Source organism: Geobacter sp. SVR, assembly GCF_016865365.1.
Lineage (GTDB): Bacteria > Desulfobacterota > Desulfuromonadia > Geobacterales > Pseudopelobacteraceae > Pelotalea.
This window is the reverse complement of record NZ_AP024469.1, coordinates 3,889,743-3,908,417: the sequence shown is the minus strand read 5'-3', so window position 1 is coordinate 3,908,417 and position 18,675 is coordinate 3,889,743. Positions and strand designations below refer to the sequence as shown.

The window sequence follows — 18,675 nt, the reverse complement described above, 5'->3', positions numbered from 1 at the left end:
CGCAGCCACTTCATCTGCCGGAAAGAACCCGATGGTTTTCGCGGAGTTGAATCAATGACGAGTAAAACTCAGAACCCTTTGCAGGGACTTCGCGTCGTTGTCGTCGAAGACAGCGACGAATTACGTCTGTTTCTGACGGTGGGCTTGAGCGATTTCGGGCACCAGGTGCGGGGGGTGGCGGATGGCCAGGCCCTGGATGACGCGCTGGCAAAGGCGCCGGCCGATGTGGTGATCCTGGATATCGGCCTGCCGGGCGAGGATGGCGTGGCGATCGCCAGGCGCCTGCGCTCTACCTGCAGGTGCGGCATCGTGATGGTAACCTGCTGTGGACAGGTGGACGACCGGGTGCACAGTTTCGAGAGCGGTGCTGATCTGTATTTCGTCAAGCCGGTCGACCTGCGTGAACTGGATGCCGGATTGAGAAGCCTGGCGTACCGGCTTTCCGGCCAGCTCCAGTCTGTCTGGCGCCTTAATGCGATACGTTCGAAACTGTTTACGCCGGATGGTGTGGAAATACCGCTGGGCGCCCAGGAATTGATCTTTCTGCGCAGGCTGAGCGAATCCCCCGGTGAGAATGTCCTGCGCAGCGATATCTTCGCGGCGCTCGGACAGCCGAACGACCATTATGCGGACAGACGCCTGGAGACGCTGATCTGCCGGCTGCGGGCACGGGTCCGGGCAGCGACCCCCGACTGGGAACTGCCGGTACGTTCCCGCCATAACCTGGGCTACGCCTTTCTCGCGGAAATCGAACATCAGTGAGCCCGAAGCGGGGCATGCCGCAACCGGCGTCCCGCAAACCGCACAGCACAGCGAGACAGCATGCCCCAATACGTCGAACCGCTCTTCCGTCCCCCCAGCGAGGCCCGCAGCCTGATCTTCCAGATCACGATCGGCTGTTCCCAGAACCGTTGCGCATTCTGCGGCATGTACAAGGGGAAGCAGTTTCGGGTGCGGCCGGTGGAAGAGATCCTGGAAGAGATCGCTGAAATCCCCGAGCGCTTCCGTCCGCGCATCGACCGGGTCTTCCTGGCTGACGGCGATGCCCTGGTCTATCCCTTTGAAGGGCTCGCAACCATACTCGATGCCTTGTGCACCACCTTTCCCGGCCTCACCCGCGTCGGTGCCTACGCCTCCCCCAACAGCCTCACCACCAAAGACGCTGCGCAGCTCTCGGTTCTGCGCGGAAAACGGCTGCGGATCCTGTATTTCGGCCTGGAATCGGGGGACGATCAGACGCTGCTCTCGGTGAACAAGGGCTATACCGCCGACAGGATGGCGGAGCTGACCCTCATGTCGCGCCAGGCAGGCCTGAAGCTGTCGGTCACCGCCATACTGGGGCTGGCTGGCCGGATGCGCAGCCTCGATCATGCCCGGGCCACCGCGGAGTGGGTAAACCGTGTCAATCCCGAATACTTCTCCCTTCTGACCCTGTTCCACCGCCACAACGAGCCTTTCATCGGCTCACTCGATCAGTGTACGCGGCGCGAGCTCATGCTCGAAGCCCGCGAGATGCTCCTGCGCCTCAATCCGCAGCGTACCATCCTCAGGTCCAACCATGTCTCCAATTTCCTCAACCTGGAAGGGAGCTATCCCAAAGACCGCCAACGGCTCGTGGCCGACGTGGATGCCGCCCTGGCCCGGGCCGCTCTGTATCCCGGATTCCTGGATGCAGTGCCCGAGTACTCCGAAGAGTATTTTTGAGAACAGCCTTCTCCGGGTTGCTGCCGGTATGCCGATCCGCCCCCCGATCTTTTTCTTTGCGGAGTGAGGTCTCTGTGATATGTGTATATACACGCTAGATGGTGAGAGGGACGATATGAGCACGAAGTGCCACAGACAGAAGCCCAGCGCATGCATGTGCGTGAATGTCCGCCGGGCATCGCGGGCGGTAACCAGGATCTACGATCAGGCCCTGGAACCGAGCGGCCTGAAGGTGACCCAGTTTTCGCTGCTGAAGAATATTGAGGCGCATGGACCGCTCAATATCAGCACCCTGGCAAAGGTGCTGATGCTGGACAGAACCACCCTGGTGAGAAACCTGAAACCGCTGGAAAACGCCGGGTTCATCGAAAATAGCCCTTCGGCCGACCCGCGAGAACGGCAGGTCGGCATTACCGGACAGGGGCGAGTGGTCGTCAAAGCGGCCCTGCCGCGCTGGCAGGAGGTGCAGCGGCAGATGGCCGGTCACATCGGTGCGGAAAATATGCAGCTGCTGGCGCAGCTGGCCAGCGCGCTGGAAGATCTTGCCGGCGGTCACGAAACATTTCCGGAGTGAGCTTTTTGACGAATGTGTGCCATGGCACGGATTGAATGAACTGCGGGAGGGAGCATGGACAAATCAACGGGAAGCAGGCTGCATTATGCCTGGGTAGTGGCCGGGGTTACCTTTCTGACCCTGTTGGTGACTGCCGGGATCAGATCGACACCGGGGGTGCTGATTGTCCCTATCGAGCATGAATTCGGCTGGTCCAGGGCCACCATCTCCGTGGCAATTTCGCTTAACCTGCTGCTGTACGGCCTGATGGGGCCCTTTGCGGCTGCTTTTTTCGACAAATTCGGCGTGCGCCGCACCATGACGATGGCATTGCTGTTGTTGACGATCGGGGTCTGCGCCACGACCTTCATTACCCGTCCCTGGCACATGATCCTGATCTGGGGAGTGGTGGTCGGATGCGGCGCCGGGATGACCGCCTACAGCCTGAGTGCCACCGTTGTCAGCCGCTGGTTTCACACGTCGCAGGGCACCGTGCTGGGAGTTCTGACTGCCAGCACCGCAACCGGCCAGCTGCTGTTCCTCCCCTTTCTGGCACAATTGGCCCACCACCACGGCTGGCGGCAGGCGGCCTTTGCCATTGCCTGCGCCGCCTTGGCCATTCTACCGCTGGTGGCCTGCTTCATGCGCAACCACCCCCGGGACAAGGGGCTGCTTGCCTATGGCGAAACCCCGGGTGACGATATCGCTTCCGATACGTCGGCCGTCCAGCGCAGCAATCCTTTTCAGGTGGCCATACAGGGGCTGCGGCGCGGTCTGGTGTCGCGCGATTTCTGGCTTCTGGCCGGCAGTTTTTTTATCTGCGGCGCCAGCACCAACGGCCTGATCGGCACCCACCTCATTCCTGCCTGTGTCGATCACGGCATCACCGAAGTACGGGCCGCGGGACTGCTGGCCCTGATGGGGATACTGGACCTGTTCGGCACGACCTTTTCCGGCTGGCTCTCGGACCGCTACAACAGCCGTTACCTGCTCTGCTGCTACTACGGCCTGCGCGGCCTGTCGCTCCTGGGGCTGCCGCAGGCGCTGGCAGGCCCGGAATGGGGGCTCTCGGCCTTTGCGATTTTCTACGGGCTGGACTGGATCGCCACGGTACCCCCCACGGTAAAGCTCACCGCAGAGGCCTTTGGTCGGGCCAGCGTGGGGATCATGTTCGGCTGGATCTTTGCCAGCCACCAGATCGGGGCGGCTTTGGCGGCAACCTTTGCCGGCAGCGTGCGCACCTACCTGGGGGATTACATGATCGCCTTCCTCTTGTCCGGCCTGATCTGCCTGCTGGCCGCCGGACTGGTGCTGCGGATCAATCGGCAGCCCGCTCCGGCTGCAGAGACGGTTGCCGGCGCAGAGGAACCGGCCTCCTGACGTTACCCCTCGCTTACTGACTTCGATTGAACCGGCACAGGGCAGCCCTGCAGGGGCCTTGTGCCGGTTCCAGCTTTTCGACTGTCCCCGCGAAGCAGCATCCCGCCGCATCATATTCCCTCCCTGAACTGATCCCCCGGCAGTTCCAGCTGGCAGCAGGTTGCCATCGGCAATATAGGAGCTATAGTTGATGTGGATCAGGCCGTACCAGTCCTGCCGCAGGCCAGGGGGATGCCATGAACATCGCATCGCTGAAGGAATTCACCCGGTATACGCCGGACGAGTTGAGCGAGCTCTACAAACGCAATCCCGAACGCTTCGACGAGCTTGCCGCTGCCGCCATTCACGAAGCCTGTATCGGAAAAAGCCCGGAGCAGACGATCAGACTCCGGCAGATACAGTGGTCCATCGACGGGCAGCTCCGGAAAGCAAAGACCCCGCTCCAAAGGATGCAGATAATGGAGAGTATCTTCTATGGCCGCGTGTTCGGTGAGGATGGAGAGTTGTCGAAGCTCATGTACGGCTGGAAGGAAATGCTCGATTCCATCGGCGGCTTGTACGGAATTTCAGACCGCAAACCAGCCTTGCATCTCTTGAAAAATAACGGCGGCGGAAGGGGAGGGTTTACGGGCACTACCTGAGAGTCAGATGAACTCCTCGAAGTAATCCAGGTCTTTGTGAAAAGTTTCCTGCAGCCGCGAGAGCGAGAACAGCGCGATCGCCAGGCAGAGCAGCCCGACTGAAAGTGCGCCGGTTTCGATACCAAGCTGTTTGCGGGCCAGTTGGAAGAGCATGGTGATCGGGACTGTCATGCCGCGCACGAAGTTCGGCACCGCCGTGGCGACCGTGGCGCGCAGATTGGTGCCGAACTGCTCGGCTGCCACCGTAACGAAAATGGCCCAGTAGCCGATTCCAAAGCCGAGCAGGCTGCAGATCAGGTAGAAAGTGGCGCTGGAGACACCAGTCGCGGCGAAATAGCCGGTCACCGCCGCCACAGTCAGCAGCAGGAAGAGCAGGACCACCTTCTTGCGGCTCTTGAGCAGCTGGCTCAAGAGTCCGCTGGCCAGATCACCCGCCACTAATCCCAGATAACAGTACATGACGGCATTACCGGCGCTGACAGTGCCCTGGACCTTCAGGACCTTGGCGAATTCAGGGGAGAAAGTAATCAGCACGCCGACCACGAACCATGACGGCAGGCCGATCAGGGTCGAATGCAGGAAGCGTCCGAACCGGTCGCGGGAGGTGAAGAGCGACAGGAAATTGCCCCGTGAAACGCGGCTCCCTTCCATGCCCCTGAACAGGCCCGATTCCACTGTACCGATCCGCATGACCAGCAGCAGAAACCCCAGTCCGCCGCCGATGAAAAAGGCGGTGCGCCAGTCGAAGGACTTGGCGACGATGTTGGCCAGAATGGCGCCGGAGACGCCCACCGTGGCAACGATCATGGTACCGTAGCCGCGGATGTTTTTATGCAGCACTTCGCTGACCAGGGTGATGCCGGCCCCCAGTTCGCCGGCCAGTCCGATCCCGGCCACCAGGCGCAGGACAGCGTAGGCCTCCACCGACGTTACCATGCCGTTGGCCAGATTCGCCGCAGAGTAGAGGAAAATGGAGCCGAACATGATCCTGAGGCGCCCCTTGCGGTCCCCCAGCACCCCCCAGATCACCCCGCCGATCAACATGCCGATCATCTGCATGTTGAGAAGAAATACCCCCTGATCGATCAGCTCCTGCCCGGAAAGTCCGAGCCCCTTGAGGCTGGGCACGCGGACGATGCTGAAGAGCACCAGGTCGTAGATGTCAACGAAATAGCCGAGTGCCGCCACGATTACCGGCAGAGAGAGCACCTGTTGCCACGCCGGTTGAAGAACTGTCCGATTGTCGCCCATCGCTGCCCCCTGGCATAAAAATTATCCATTCCTACTCTGAACCTGTACAAAATTCAAGAGTGGCAGTTCAGGCAGCTCATAAGAACCCAATGGTGCAATGGAGCAGCGTGTAGGAATCGACTTTTCCGTGACGGCTTTTGTGAAAGATTCCCCGTGCTCTCCGTCGCTCCGTCTTATTCCAACTGATGCTGCCAGGGATAGACGAAGATAGACGAACAAAAGGAGGCCGCTCCCGCGCGGGAGCGGCCTCCATGTTTTGGCTTCTTGCCGCCCGACATCAGCGATCAGGATCCCTTGGTCTTGCCATACTCGACCGCCCCGTGCCAATCCACCGCCACGGCCGGTTCATTTCCCACAACCCAGGCATCGTGGCCGGCGGGAAGGGCGAAGACATCCCCCGGCTCCAGTTCGAACTCGCTGCCATCCTCCATCTTGATGTGGACACGCCCGGACACCAGGTACTGGAAATGGGGGGCCATGCACCATTCTGTGCCAGCGATCGGCTTCACATCTTCCGACCAGCGCCAACCGGGTTCCAGAATAAAACGGCCGACCACACCGCCTAGGATATTGACGATTTCCACCCTGCCGTGGTTGAAACTCCTGACCTCGTCAGGAGTGGCGAAATGTTTGTATTCGGCTTTGGTTGCCATATGAAGTTCTCCCCTTTCATGTTTTCATTGCCTCCTTATAAATGGTACGCCGGTCGTGACGATTTGCATTCTTTTTCCTCAATGGTGCAGGGCAGGGGCGAGCAGAGATTGACAGATTTCCTCGCAATGGTTATACACGTTTCATGTGCAGATTACTGATCCAGCTTGTGATGGTATTGATGCTGGCCTGTCCGCTGACAGCCGCCGCCACCGAAGAGTATGCCCGCCAGACCGGCCGGGAATGCGCCGCCTGCCACCTCGATCCTGCCGGCGGTGGCGAGCTCACCCGGGCAGGCAAAGAGTTTGCCGCGACACGCGCGGATGCCGCCGCGAAGCCGGCCCTGTCCGCTGCAGCCAAGGGCTTCCGTTTCGCTGTCGGCTATCTGCACCTCATCACCGCCTTCCTCTGGTTCGGCACCATCCTGTACGTGCATCTGGTGCTCAAGCCGGCCTATGCCTCCAGCGGATTGCCGCGCGGCGAGCTACGGGTCGGCATCATTTCCATGGTGGTCATGGGTATCACCGGCATCATTCTGACCCGTTTCCGGGTGGGTTCTCCGGAACTGCTGCTGCAGTCCCGTTTCGGGATTCTGCTGCTGGCAAAGATCGCGCTCTACCTGGTCATGGTAATCTCGGCCACCTTCGTCATCACCGTGATCGGGCCCCGTCTCAGGCGCAAGGAGCCCGACTCCTTCCCCCTGATCGTCGAAGGGGACATGAGTGCCGAAGAGCTGGCCCTGTGCGACGGCAAGGAGGGGCGGCCGGCCCTGTTCGCCCATCAGGGAACCATCTATGACGCCAGTGCCAGCCGCTTCTGGAAACAGGGCAGCCACATGGGGCGGCACCAGGCGGGCGGCGACCTGACCGAAGCGCTTTCCCAGGCACCCCACAACGCCGATCTTCTCGCGGCGCTGCCGGCTGTCGGCCGGCTGGTAGCCGGCGTCAAACGGCCGGCGCCGCTCCACGAACGGGTGTTCTTCTTCATGGCCTACATGAACCTGGCGATCGTTTTTCTGATAGTGCTGATCCTGGCCCTGTGGCGCTGGTGGTAGGCGGCTGCGCGTTGACAATCCCTGAAACTTTTCTACAGTTTAAGCAGGGGGCTGCGCGGCCCGACTTCATCATCGGGAGGACCATCGATATGCCGACCTACGATTACCGCTGCCAGCAATGCGGAAGGAACTTTTCGGTCACGATGCACATTGCGGAGCACGATCAGCAGCGGATGACCTGCCCCGATTGCAAAGGGGTCTCGATCGTACAGCAGTACAGTACGTTCTTTGCCAGGACGAGCAAAAAGAGCTGATCTGCAGCACAGGCACGGAACAGGGGAGACGGCCGCACCCGCTCAGGTGGCTGTCTCCTTTGCATATCCGCCCGCCCCAACACTTGCCCCCGCCTTCCCCCTGCCCACAGACCGGGACTATCGCGACACTCCCCGAAGCAACCATACCTTCTATCTCATGAGACGAGACCCGCGCAGGGATGGCTCCTTCTTTTGATATCGCATTTACCGATAGTTGTGGTTGGTTTCTATTATAAGTATCGATTTGACGCGCTCGGGCTGACGGGCTAGATTACCTCCTTACCTATCTGACAGCGAGAAGGAGGATTTGATGTTCCTGGGAAAAAAACTGGCCGTATTCGGCATCGCGCTGCTGCTTGCAGGTATCTGCAGTGCCCCGGCACAGGCTGCCGCAGTCCACTCGGGAGTTACCACCGTTTCAGTCGATCTCTCGGGCCACAACCCAGCCGGCGAAGCCGAATTATGGCTCCCGTACCCGGTTTCCGACAATGACCAGACCATCACCGACATCAAGGTCAGCGGCGATTTTGCCGCGTCGGCGGTATACACCGACAAGACCTACAGCACGCCGATGCTCTATGCCCGCTGGAATCAAGGGGCTGCCAGCCGTAAACTGGTGTTCAGTTTCAAGACCGAGCGCAAAGAGGTGATCCGCCGGGATTTCCCCGCAAAAGAGGCGGCCTGGGATCGCGCCGATTTTGCCCAATATCTGGCCCCCAGCAGCATCGGGCCGACCGACGGCGAAGTGGGCAGGCTGGCCAAAAGCATCACCGCCGGCAAGACCACGGTGCTGGAGAAGGCCAAGGCCATTTACGACTGGACCTGTGAAAATACCTACCGGGATCCCGCAACCCGCGGTTGCGGCGCCGGTGATGTGTGCGCCCTGCTTGCCAAGCCGGGGGGCAAGTGCGTTGATATCCATTCGGTCTTCATCGCCCTGGCACGGGCTGCCGGAGTGCCGTGCCGCGAGGTGTTCGGCCTGCGCCTGGGCAAAAAGGACAAGGAGGACGTGACTGGCTGGCAGCACTGCTGGGCCGAGTTCTATCTGCCGGGCTACGGATGGGTGCCGGTCGATGCCGCTGATGTGCGCAAGGCGATGCTGACCGAAAACCTGAAGCTGCAGGACCAGAAGACTATCGACTATCGCGCCTATTTCTGGGGGGGCATCGACCCGTACCGCGTCAAGCTGTCGATGGGCCGCGACCTGACCCTCAACCCGCCGCAGCCGGGCCCACCGGTCAACTACCTGATGTATCCCTTTGCCCGGATCGGGGACAAGGTCCTGGACTGGCTCGACCCGGCCGGCTTCAAATACACGATCACCTATACCACCAAATGACCTTTGCCGTGTGAGCCGTCATTGGCCGGACGCAGAGTTCGGAACACAAAAGGGGTTGTCCGCAGCGGGCAACCCCTTTTGTGTGCTTGATATACGCCGCCGCTTCCGTTACCGTGCTGGAGAGCGGCAAGTGCGCCAGGGCGCAGCCCCTTTTACTCAGTAGGGGAGCCTTTCCGCCAAAACTCCCGGAGATCCGGATTAGCGAGCACTGCCATGGCCAGGAAAAACTTCGATCTGCAAACCCGTCTCAACCTGATCGCCCTCCTGGTCCTGGTGGTCGGTCTGGCTGCGGCTGCGGGCATCCATCTGAGTGCCGGTGACAGTTCCGACAGTACTCTTGTCGATGGTTTTCTCGAGTCCAAGAAATATACCCATGAGCTGAGAATGTACGGCGGCAATGCCTCGGTGCTGGCGGATCAGTTTTCGCGCTGGTTCGAGGGATTGTGGCAGGGGCAGACGTTGGCGTACACGATAGCGGTCATTGCCGTTGCCGTCTCCATAGTGCTTTTCCTAGCTGCCCGGCATTCTTCGCCGGACCATTCCCGTGAGGAGGACCGGGACTGACCGGTCCGGCGGCAGGCCGATCCTGCCTCCGGCACCTCTTCGTTGACCACCGGCCCCCGTTCAAAACGCGGGCGGGAGCCCGTCTTTCCCTTCTCCGCCGATCATATCTGTCTGTGTCTCTGGCTCGTCCCGTTGCGTATTTTTCTGGCGGCCTCCTTGACCCTCCAGTCATTCCCCCACCTGTCCATTCGGGCCGTTTTCGAACCAGTGCCGTAGTTCATTTTCATGATCCGGATCAAGGATGTTGTGCCCTGCATCTGCTATCAATGATGTCAGGAACGCAACGGAAACTCATTCAAACCGTGTCTGGAGGATGCCATGGAACTGAACGCTGCCACGAAACTCGACGACCTTTTGAAGGAGTACCCCTTTCTGCTGGACTTCTTCATCAACCGCTCACCCAAATACAAGATGTTGCAGAGCGCGGTGATGCGGAAAACGGTCGGCAAGGTGGCGCCGCTGGAGCATGTTGCCGCCCGGGGGGGCATTGCATTGGATACGCTGCTGACGGAGATAGCGGCCGAGATCAAGGTCAAGACGGGCCGCGAGGTTTCCGTGGGCCGGGATGGCAATGCCCCGCAGCAGGATGCGGCAGCCCGGCAGGAGCTGCTCAAGGGAATCATCCGCGATCTTCATGCCGGGGTCGAGATGGCGGTCCTGAAGCACAGATTTCACGAACTGGTCCGGGACATCGAGGCCAGCGAGATCGCCCGGATGGAGCAGGCCCTGATCGCGGAGGGGATGCCTGAAAGCGAGATCAAACGGCTGTGCGACGTGCACGTGGAAGTCTTCAAGGAGTCGCTCGCCAAACAGGAGCCCCCCAGTGTACCGGCCGGACACCCGCTCCATACCCTGATGAAGGAAAACCGGGTCGCGGAGGGAATCGTCGGCCAGATCGCCGGTCTTGCGGAGCGGTTGGGGGAGGCCCCGGACCAGGAGGGCCTCCGGATGGCCGGGGAAGAACTGGCAGGACTGCTGGAGAACCTGTCACGCATCAATCTCCACTACCTGCGCAAGGAGAACCAGCTCTTCCCGGTGCTGGAACTGCACGAGATCACCGGTCCCACGGAGGTCATGTGGGCCATACACGACGATATCCGTCAGGCCCTGAAGCAGGCCCGGACCCAGGTGACCGAGCTCCGGGTGCCGGCGCTCCGCGAAACGCTCACGTCACTGCTCAAGGCGATCAGCGACATGATCTACAAGGAGGAGCACATCCTCTTTCCCATGGCGCTCGAAATACTGGGCGAGACCGACTGGTTCAAGGTGCGCCGGGGGGAGGAGGAAATCGGCTACGCCTGGGGCGGTCCCGAGGCAGCCTGGCCGGAAGAAACGGTCGCTGCTACGGCGGAACCGGCGCCCCAGTCGGGTGGGGTGGCGCTCGACACCGGTATCATGAGTCCGGAGCTGATCAACCTGATGCTGGCCCATCTGCCGGTGGACATCTCGCTGGTCAACGAGAAGGATGAGGTGGTCTACTACTCCCAGACCAAGGAGCGCATCTTTCCCCGCAGCCCCGGCGTGATCGGCAGGAATGTCCGCAATTGTCATCCCCCCAAGAGCCTGCATGTGGTCCAGAAGATACTGGACGAATTCCGGGCCGGCACCAGGGAGAGCGCCGAGTTCTGGATCCAGATGGGGGGACGCTTCATCCACATCAGGTACTTTGCGGTGCGGGACAGTCAGGGGGCTTATCGTGGTACACTGGAGGTGAGCCAGGACGTGACCGGCATCAGGAAGTTGGAAGGGGAACAGCGGCTGCTGGACTGGGATTAGGGAGGTTGTTGAAAAACGGGCATCTCGCCGCGCCCTCGTCAGCCCTCTTGTGACTTCGGCCTGCGGCCTCACCCTTCGGGAGAGGGTGGCCAAAGGCCGGGTGAGGGCCTCCGCGCAGCTTTCTGCGGGTGCGACGATCTGATCGTTTTCGAACAATCTGAATACCCTAGGGAATTGTGCGAAGACATGAAAGGAGCAACGAGCCATGGAAGAGAAAAACGACAAAACCGTTGGTGATTATGTGGCCGAGGATTACCGCACCGCCAAGGTCTTCGAGAAATATGGGATCGATTTCTGCTGCGGTGGTAAAATCCCGCTCTCCGAGGCGTGCCGGGAAAAGGGAATCGATCCTGCTCCCCTGCGGGGCGAGATCGAGGCGGCCACAAGCGAACCGCTGGACCGGAGCCAGAATTTCGCGGCCTGGGGGCTGCCGTTCCTGGCGGACTACATCGTCACCACCCATCATGGCTATTTGAACGAGAACACCCGGCAGATCGCCGTGTATGCGCACAAGATCGCCGAGGTTCATGGCGCCGCGCATCCCGAGGTGGTTGAGATCGCCCGGATATTCGACCGGATTGCGGCCGATATGGAGGCTCACCTGCGCGAAGAGGAGGAAGTGCTGTTTCCGGCCATCAAACGCATCGACACGGCCAGGAAAGGGGGCGGCGAACCGGAGACAGAGGATCTTGCTCTCTTGCGGGCTTCGCTCGACAAACTGGACCAGGAACACGATGCCATCGGGGAGGCGGTCCACGCCATCCGGGACTTGTCCAAGGACTACGCGATTCCGGACAACGTCTGCAATACCTTCATGGTTGCCTATCGCAAGCTGAAGGAGTTCGAGGACGACCTGCACAAGCATGTCCACCTGGAGAACAACATCCTCTTTCCCAAAGCGGCCCAGCTTTAGAAGGTTGTTTAAAAACGGGCATCTCGCCGCCGTCCTCGAAAACCCCTTTGTGCGGCGTAGCGCTGTTTATGCCCTTGGGTACTACGCCTCCGCGGGGCTTTCTGCGGGTGCGACGAACTGCCCATTTTTAAACAACCTTGGAATTTCAACAGAGTCTGCTGGAATGCGTCGAAGAAGCGCCGATCAGGCCGGCGTGGCGCGGAAAATCGACCTCAGGACGCGGTAATAGCCCTGGGGGGTGGAGTCGAAGACGATTACCGGGCAGCTCAGGCGCTGTTGCAGTTCAGCCAGGGTGACGTCGTCCAGAAAGATTCCTTCACCCTCCTTCAGCATCACGTCCGGCACCAGCACGGCTTCCCCAAGTTCACGCCCTTGCAGGTCATGGATGATGTCGTTGCCGCAGACCAAGCCGCTGACGGTCACGCTGGGGCCGAACAGACGGTTCTCCACCCCTACCGCCACAATTTCCACACCCGATTTTTCCCCCAGTCCGGCAGCGAATTCGCTGACAAAGCCCACGGCGGACTGGCCGGTTACCACCGTGACCCGCCCGGAACCGATGCGGCGGGCCGTTCGCAGCGTGCGGCCGGCGTCACGCATGAAAAGGGGCACCAGGCCTACACCGTTCTCGATCTGGGGCAAATCTCCATAACTCCGCAGGGTAGGGAAGGGCAGGCCGGCCTTGAGGTAAAACTCGTCCGCTAGGAACAGGAACGGTGCGCCGAGGCGCTTTCTGAGCCGGGGAGCCTGGTCTCCCCAGGTGGCGATGAATGTGCGGGCATAGTCGCTGTCCACCGGCTTCAACTGCGGCAGGTGACGGCGGTGGCGGGTCAGCCCCAGCGGCACGACTGCCAGGGACTGCACTGCCGGGTAAAGCCGGGCAAGATCGTCGACCGTGCGCTCCAGCTCCGCTTGGTCGTTCAGGCCGGGGCAGAGCACCACCTGGGTGTGCATGCGGATGCCCGATTCGGCGAGAATCCGCAGTTGTTCCAGGATCGGGGGGATGCCCGGTTTGCCCAGCAGCCGGGCGCGCAGCTCGGGATTGGTGGCATGCACCGAAATGTAGAGCGGCGAGAGGCGCTGTTCTACGATCCGCTCCAGGTCGGCCGGGGAGAGGTTGGCCAGGGTGACGTAGTTGCCGTTCAGGAAGGAGAGGCGGTAATCTTCGTCCTTGACGTACAGCGGCCGGCGCAGACCCGGGGGGAGTTGATGCACGAAGCAGAAGAGACAGTTGTTACCGCAGCGTTCCGGTTCAGGCGGGGTAAAGGTCAGCCCCAGCGGCTCATCCGGATCGCGTTCGATCTCCAGTTCCCACAGCTCGCCATCCTGCCGGGCCACTTCCAGCAGCAGTTCCTGTTCTCCATCGATGCGATAGCTGTAGTCGATGATGTCGCGCAGCCGGTGTCCGTTCACCGCCAGCAGGCGGTCGCCCGGCTCCAGTTGGAATTCGTCGGCCAGGGTACCGGGTGCGACGGTATCGATCAGAAGTCCGTTCACGGGCGGCATGGTGCGGCCTCCGGGAAGGGGGGGGCGGCATCGCCGGCACGGAAGCTGAAAGACAGGGGAGCGTGTGTGAGTCGGGTGCGTGGTTTTGGCATGGAAAACCTGGATGAACGTTGAAACGGCAACAGGGATGATCAGGTTAGCACAGGACTCTTTGTCCTGTCCATCCGTTCATCCCTGTCGATGTGATTATGAGGTGCTGGAGGCGCGATTACTGGTGCAGCCGGAATTTCCCGTCAGCGGACGTGATCGTGGCGATGGCGTGCTTGTAGATCAGGATATCGCAGGCCGCATCCAACAGGACCGAAAAGTTGTCGAATGATTTGATGAATCCTTCCAGCGTCTCACCGGACATCATGGTGATGATGACGCGGACGCGTTCCTTGCGGGACTGATTCAGGTACTGATCCTGGATATTGAAAGGTGCTTTTGCCATTGTTGTCGCGCCTCCTGTCAGTGATCAAAAAATTCAATTGCATGATGCAAAATACTAACAAAGTTTGCCGGATATTCAAGCCATATTATGTCAGGATCGGCCTTGAACCAGGTCAGCTGGCGCTTGGCGTAGCGGCGGGTGTCGCGTTTGATCAGTTCCGCAGCATCTTCGAGGCTGCACTCTCCGTCCAGGTGGGCAGCCGCTTCCTTGTAGCCGATGGCGCGCATGGCTTTCAGCTCCCGGCCGTACCCCGACGACAGAAGTCCCCGAACCTCTTCCAGCAACCCTTCTGCCAACATGCGGTCGACTCGCGCCTCGATACGGCCGTACAGCTCCTGCCGCTCGACGGAGAGACCGATCTTGATGCTGTCGTAGCGCCTGCCGCTGAAGCCGTGTTCGCGCTGGTAGCGGGACAGGGGAATGCCGGTCAGGCGGTGGACCTCCAGTGCCCGGATGATGCGCACCAAGTTGTTGGGGTGGATATGAGCAGCCAATTCGGGATCCACCTGCCACAGCTTTTCCAGCATGGCCGCGTTGCCTTCGGCCCGGGCCTCGGCCTGAAGCTCCTGCCTGATCGCGCCGGCGCCGCTGGGCGAATCGACCAGCCCCTGCAGCAGCGCGCGCAGATAGAGCCCGGTGCCTCCGACAACGATGACCCGTTTGCCCCGTCCGGTGATCTCCCGGATGGCTGCATCGGCGGCATCGGCAAAGTCCGCGGCCGAAAAGAGCCGGTCCGGAGAGGCCACATCGATCAGGTGGTGGGGGATGAGGGTGCGCTGCTCGGTAGAAGGCTTGGCCGTGCCGATGTCCATGCCGCGGTAGACCTGCATGGAATCGGCATTGACTATTTCGGCGTCCAACTCATGCGCCAGCGTCAGTGCCAGTTCGGTTTTGCCCGAGGCGGTCGGCCCGCAGATGACCAGAAGTTTGGACGGTTGTTGAAAAACGGGCATCTCGCCGTCGTCCTCGTCAGCCCTCTGGTGCGGCGTAGCGCTGCTACGCCGCCGTGGCGCTTCCTGCGAGTGCGACAATCTGCCCATTTTGGGACAATCTGGGGATTTCAACAACCTGTTGGGGGGAGTATGCTCTGCCTGCATGTCCGGAAGAGTACAATGAAAATGCTCCTTTGGGCAAATCCATTGTTAGGGGGGCGGTCACGCGCGGAATGGGGGCACCGCACCGGCCTCGATGCTGCGGTGCCGCGAGTTGTCTTCAGGCGATGCCGCTGCGCCAGGTAAAAGCCCTTTTCTGGGACATGAGCACCTCGTCGAAACCGATATCCAATTCGTTCAAATGTGAAACCAAGTGCCGAAAATCGGCCTGCTCGAGCAGTTCCGCCATGTGGAGCAGGTTTCCCAACTCGCCTTTCCGCTCGGCCAGTGCCTCGCTGATATCTTCGGAGAGATTAAGCTTTTGAATCACATCGTCGATGGAGATGTCGTAGACCTTCTGCAGCACTGACAGGATACCGGTCATGAATGCCTTTTCAGGCGATTCCTCTTCGGTTTTCAAGGTGCGATGGCAACTGCTCATGTTTTCCATGAAGCTGGCTCTCACCGCAGCCATCTCCATCAGCGGATTCTCGGCACCGTACTGATCGCTGTCCGCGAACAGGGCCATCTGTATCCAGCGCTTGATCTGCTGGCGTCCCAGAAACATGATCGCATGGCGGATCGTATCGATTTTGCAGCGCAGGCCGATGCTGACTGAGTTGACCAGAAAGAGCAGTTTGCAGGTGAGGCCGGGATCTTCCCGGAAGGTTTCTTCGATACGGGCCACCTCCGCGTCATCCTCGAGCAGGCGCATCAGCTTGAGCAACGTATGGCCGGAGTGTTCCATGCGCCGCTTTTTCAAGACCGAGGGCTTGGCGAAGTAATAGCCCTGGAACAGGTCGAAACCGAGTTCGAGGCAACGGTTGAATTCCTCCTGGGTCTCCACCTTCTCGGCCAGCAGCTGCAGCTCGTAGGTCCGCAGCTGTCTCACCATCTCTTCCAAATCTTCCAGGGGGCTCTGGGTCAGGTCGACCTTGACGATGTCCACGATTTCGTACAATTCATGATAAAGCGGGCTGTATTCGTGATCGTCAAGCGCGAGGGTGAAGCCGTCCTGCTTGAGGGAGCGGCAGTGCTCCACCAGCGCGGGGGTAATCTGCATGGTTTCCAGAAGCTCGATCACCACCTGGTTCTTGGGCAGGATGTTCAATGAATCGTGCATCAGCAGTTCCAGATCCAGATTGATGAAGCCTTTGTGCGGGCCCAGGATCTCTTCGATGCCGAAACTGGTCAGGGCGTTCGTAATCACGCTGGCGGTGGCGTACGTGGCATTGGTCGCCTCTGCCACGCCCGAGTCGGTTGAGCGGAACAGCAGCTCGTATCCTATCAGCTCCTCTCCGCGATTCAGTATCGGTTGTCTGCCGAGTAGATAATTTCCGTTTGCCATGAAGCCTCCCTAATACTGCAGATGATTAGAGATTGGACATCACATTTGCGAAACGTCAATACCGCAGGCGTGGTGGGCTGGAAAGCGTTTTCAGCCGTTTTACATGCTCCTGTATGTGCGGTCAAAGGTCACCGCTGCATTTAATTAATGCACACAGTAGAGAAAATAACCCTGTTTTGGCGGTTGTCAATAATTTTACTGAAATTTAATGTATTGATGCCTAAGAAAAGGGCAGCGGGGCAGGTGGGTGCTCAGGCTTTCCCTGGAGGGAGAGGCACGATCGGCAGCGGATTCGGGCAATCATGTGCGGTGGAAGATCTTTTCGAGTTCGGCGTGGGTAATGGTGTGGGAAACCGGGCGGCCGTGGGGGCAACTGGCCGCAAAATCGGTTTCATCCATGCTGCGCAGCAACTCCGCGATCTGCCGCTGCTCCAGCTGGCGCATGCCGCGTATTACGCTATGGCAGGCGATGCGGGCAAGCAGGTTCTCCTCGACCTCCCGGAATGCGGCGGTGGTGCCGAGTTGGGCCAGTTCCTCCAGCATGTCCCGCACCAGGCGCGCCGTGTCTGTTGCGGCAGCGATACGCGGGATTGCACTGACAATCACCGTATTGCCGCCGAACGGCGCCAGCTCCAGGCCGATCCGGTTCAGGTCTTCTGCGAAACGCTGTGCAGCCGCTGCTTCGCTGAAACTCAGCTCCAGTGTTTCCGGGAAAAGCAGCCGTTGGGATTCGACTCCATCGGCGGCACACTGCCGACGCAGGCGCTGGTAGGCGACCCGTTCGCTGGCGGCGTGCTGGTCGATGATCACCAGCTCTGCACCGGACTGGCACAGAATGTACTCGGCATGGAACTGGCCGATCACGGACAGGGAGGAAAAATAGCCGCCGTTGCCGGGGGTTTCCGTCGGCGCCGGCTGAAACGGGACGGCCGGTTCCCGTACCGCAGTGTCCTCGGTGGCCTCGGTAGGAGACACCATGTAGCGCGGCTGCTCGGCCGCGGGAGGAGCCGGCTGCGGATCGAACAGGGGCCGCTCGCGCCGGGGCAGGTCGAGAGAGGCCTGAGCGGCGGCCATTATCCGCTCCCGATAGGCCTGACCGTTGGAGGGGGGCGGCGCAGCCGGCTGCTGCCGTCCTGCCAGCCAGGGGGAGCGCGACAATACCTCCTCCAGAGCGGCCTGGATGGTGTCATGGACTTCCGTCTGCCGCCGGAAGCGCACCTCATGCTTGGTGGGATGGACATTGACATCCACTTCGCCGGCTGGAATGGTGATGAACAGGGCGCAGACCGGATAGCGGCCGCGGTCGATGACACCGCGGCAGGCCTGCATGATGGCGTGCTGCACGACCCGGTCCCGAACGAACCGGCCGTTGATATAGGTGAACATGGCGGCAGTGGTGGAGCGGACGGCGGAGGGGCCGGAGATGAAGCCCGTGACAGTGATGTCGTCCCTGACATGCTCAACCGGATAGAGATTGTCGGCGGTGATTCTGCCCAGGGCCTGGGACAGCCGCCGCAGCAGATCGCCGCGCTGCACCCGCAGCAGTTCCCGTCCCTCGCTGGTGCACCTGAAGGAGACATCCGGCCGGGAGATGGCCATGCGCGATATGCAATCCCCGACATGGCCGGCCTCGGTCTCGGCGCTGCGCAGGAACTTGAGCCGTGCCGGCGTGTTGAAAAAGAGCTGCTCGACGCAGATTACCGTGCCGGGCGCCATGCCGCAGGCCTTGACATCCCTGACCCGTCCCCCTTCCACAGTGATCTCGGTTCCTTCCAGGCTGTCGGCTTCCCGGGTCGATAGGCGAAAGCGGGAAACCGAGGCGATCGAAGGGAGCGCTTCTCCGCGGAATCCCAGGGTGAGGATGCCATCGAGGTCGCTGTCGTTCCGTATCTTGCTGGTGGCATGACGCTCGAGCGAAAGCAGGGCATCCTCGCGGGACATGCCATGGCCGTTGTCGGTGATCCTGATCAGGCGCCGGCCACCCGCGGCAATCTCCACGGAGATCTCTGTGGCGCCGGCATCCAGCGCGTTTTCGACCAGTTCCTTGATGACCGAGGCAGGACGCTCGACCACCTCGCCGGCAGCGATTTTGTTGGTGATGATTTCGGGCAGGATGGTTATGCGTTGGGACACGGAAGTTCTCCGGGTTGATCAGGTCAGAAGGTCGGACGAAAGAAAAAGAGCGGGGATCTCCCGCTCTTTTGAGCTGTGCGTGAG

The 18,675-nt window shown here is 60.6% G+C and carries 18 protein-coding genes; 11 read left to right on the top strand and 7 right to left on the bottom strand.

Features of this window, described 5'->3' with window-relative positions; all coding sequences use genetic code 11:
- Window positions 1-54 precede the first annotated feature (54 nt).
- From GSVR_RS18285 to GSVR_RS18265, 5 genes are all read left to right on the top strand, one after another.
- Window positions 55-762, top strand: a complete 708-nt coding sequence (locus tag GSVR_RS18285) for a response regulator transcription factor (RefSeq protein WP_173202032.1) — start codon at window positions 55-57, stop codon at window positions 760-762.
- A 60-nt stretch (window positions 763-822) separates the two neighbouring features.
- The gene (locus tag GSVR_RS18280; protein WP_173202031.1) at window positions 823-1,704 is read left to right on the top strand and encodes a radical SAM protein; all 882 of its coding nucleotides are present in this window, start codon (window positions 823-825) and stop codon (window positions 1,702-1,704) included.
- A gap of 115 nt (window positions 1,705-1,819) precedes the next feature.
- On the top strand, window positions 1,820-2,278 hold the full coding sequence (locus GSVR_RS18275; RefSeq protein WP_173202030.1) for a MarR family winged helix-turn-helix transcriptional regulator: 459 nt from the start codon (window positions 1,820-1,822) through the stop codon (window positions 2,276-2,278).
- Between the two features lie 54 nt (window positions 2,279-2,332).
- The gene (locus GSVR_RS18270; protein ID WP_173202029.1) at window positions 2,333-3,637 is read left to right on the top strand and encodes an MFS transporter; all 1,305 of its coding nucleotides are present in this window, start codon (window positions 2,333-2,335) and stop codon (window positions 3,635-3,637) included.
- A gap of 236 nt (window positions 3,638-3,873) precedes the next feature.
- Window positions 3,874-4,278 (top strand): DUF3135 domain-containing protein, encoded by a 405-nt coding sequence (locus GSVR_RS18265; RefSeq protein WP_173202028.1) that lies wholly within the window; start codon window positions 3,874-3,876, stop codon window positions 4,276-4,278.
- Between the two features lie 3 nt (window positions 4,279-4,281).
- On the opposite strand, the gene GSVR_RS18260 is transcribed toward GSVR_RS18265, so the two are convergent.
- Window positions 4,282-5,529, bottom strand: a complete 1,248-nt coding sequence (locus GSVR_RS18260) for an MFS transporter (protein ID WP_173202027.1) — start codon at window positions 5,527-5,529, stop codon at window positions 4,282-4,284.
- Window positions 5,530-5,813: 284 nt separating this feature from the next.
- Complete coding sequence (locus GSVR_RS18255) at window positions 5,814-6,182, bottom strand: cupin domain-containing protein (RefSeq protein ID WP_173202026.1); 369 nt, start codon at window positions 6,180-6,182, stop codon at window positions 5,814-5,816.
- A 143-nt stretch (window positions 6,183-6,325) separates the two neighbouring features.
- Here GSVR_RS18255 and GSVR_RS18250 point away from each other — a divergent pair, with 143 nt between their 5' ends.
- From GSVR_RS18250 to ric, 6 genes are all read left to right on the top strand, one after another.
- Window positions 6,326-7,234: a CopD family protein gene (locus GSVR_RS18250; protein WP_173202025.1), complete on the top strand. Its 909-nt coding sequence runs from the start codon at window positions 6,326-6,328 to the stop codon at window positions 7,232-7,234.
- An 89-nt stretch (window positions 7,235-7,323) separates the two neighbouring features.
- Entirely contained in the window at window positions 7,324-7,488 is a 165-nt protein-coding gene (locus GSVR_RS18245; RefSeq protein WP_173202024.1) for an FmdB family zinc ribbon protein, read from the top strand.
- A gap of 310 nt (window positions 7,489-7,798) precedes the next feature.
- Window positions 7,799-8,827, top strand: coding sequence for a transglutaminase-like domain-containing protein (locus GSVR_RS18240; RefSeq protein WP_173202023.1), 1,029 nt, complete (start codon window positions 7,799-7,801; stop codon window positions 8,825-8,827).
- A 213-nt stretch (window positions 8,828-9,040) separates the two neighbouring features.
- A complete protein-coding gene (locus GSVR_RS18235) occupies window positions 9,041-9,391 on the top strand; it encodes a hypothetical protein (protein ID WP_173202022.1) in 351 nt (116 codons plus the stop codon).
- A 318-nt stretch (window positions 9,392-9,709) separates the two neighbouring features.
- Window positions 9,710-11,167 (top strand): DUF438 domain-containing protein, encoded by a 1,458-nt coding sequence (locus GSVR_RS18230; protein ID WP_173202021.1) that lies wholly within the window; start codon window positions 9,710-9,712, stop codon window positions 11,165-11,167.
- A 205-nt stretch (window positions 11,168-11,372) separates the two neighbouring features.
- A complete protein-coding gene (gene ric, locus GSVR_RS18225; RefSeq protein ID WP_173202020.1) occupies window positions 11,373-12,080 on the top strand; it encodes an iron-sulfur cluster repair di-iron protein in 708 nt (235 codons plus the stop codon).
- 183 nt (window positions 12,081-12,263) lie between these two features.
- On the opposite strand, the gene GSVR_RS18220 is transcribed toward ric, so the two are convergent.
- The 5 genes from GSVR_RS18220 to mutL form a co-directional block, all read right to left on the bottom strand.
- Window positions 12,264-13,577 carry a DUF512 domain-containing protein gene (locus GSVR_RS18220; protein WP_173202052.1) on the bottom strand — a complete coding sequence of 438 codons (1,314 nt, stop codon included), beginning with the start codon at window positions 13,575-13,577 and terminating at the stop codon, window positions 12,264-12,266.
- 217 nt (window positions 13,578-13,794) lie between these two features.
- Window positions 13,795-14,019: an RNA chaperone Hfq gene (gene hfq / locus GSVR_RS18215; RefSeq protein ID WP_173202019.1), complete on the bottom strand. Its 225-nt coding sequence runs from the start codon at window positions 14,017-14,019 to the stop codon at window positions 13,795-13,797.
- Between the two features lie 17 nt (window positions 14,020-14,036).
- On the bottom strand, window positions 14,037-14,972 hold the full coding sequence (miaA, locus tag GSVR_RS18210; protein WP_173202018.1) for a tRNA (adenosine(37)-N6)-dimethylallyltransferase MiaA: 936 nt from the start codon (window positions 14,970-14,972) through the stop codon (window positions 14,037-14,039).
- Between the two features lie 259 nt (window positions 14,973-15,231).
- Complete coding sequence (locus tag GSVR_RS18205) at window positions 15,232-16,458, bottom strand: EAL and HDOD domain-containing protein (RefSeq protein ID WP_173202017.1); 1,227 nt, start codon at window positions 16,456-16,458, stop codon at window positions 15,232-15,234.
- A 300-nt stretch (window positions 16,459-16,758) separates the two neighbouring features.
- The gene (mutL, locus tag GSVR_RS18200; protein ID WP_173202016.1) at window positions 16,759-18,591 is read right to left on the bottom strand and encodes a DNA mismatch repair endonuclease MutL; all 1,833 of its coding nucleotides are present in this window, start codon (window positions 18,589-18,591) and stop codon (window positions 16,759-16,761) included.
- Between the last annotated feature and the right edge of the window lie 84 nt (window positions 18,592-18,675).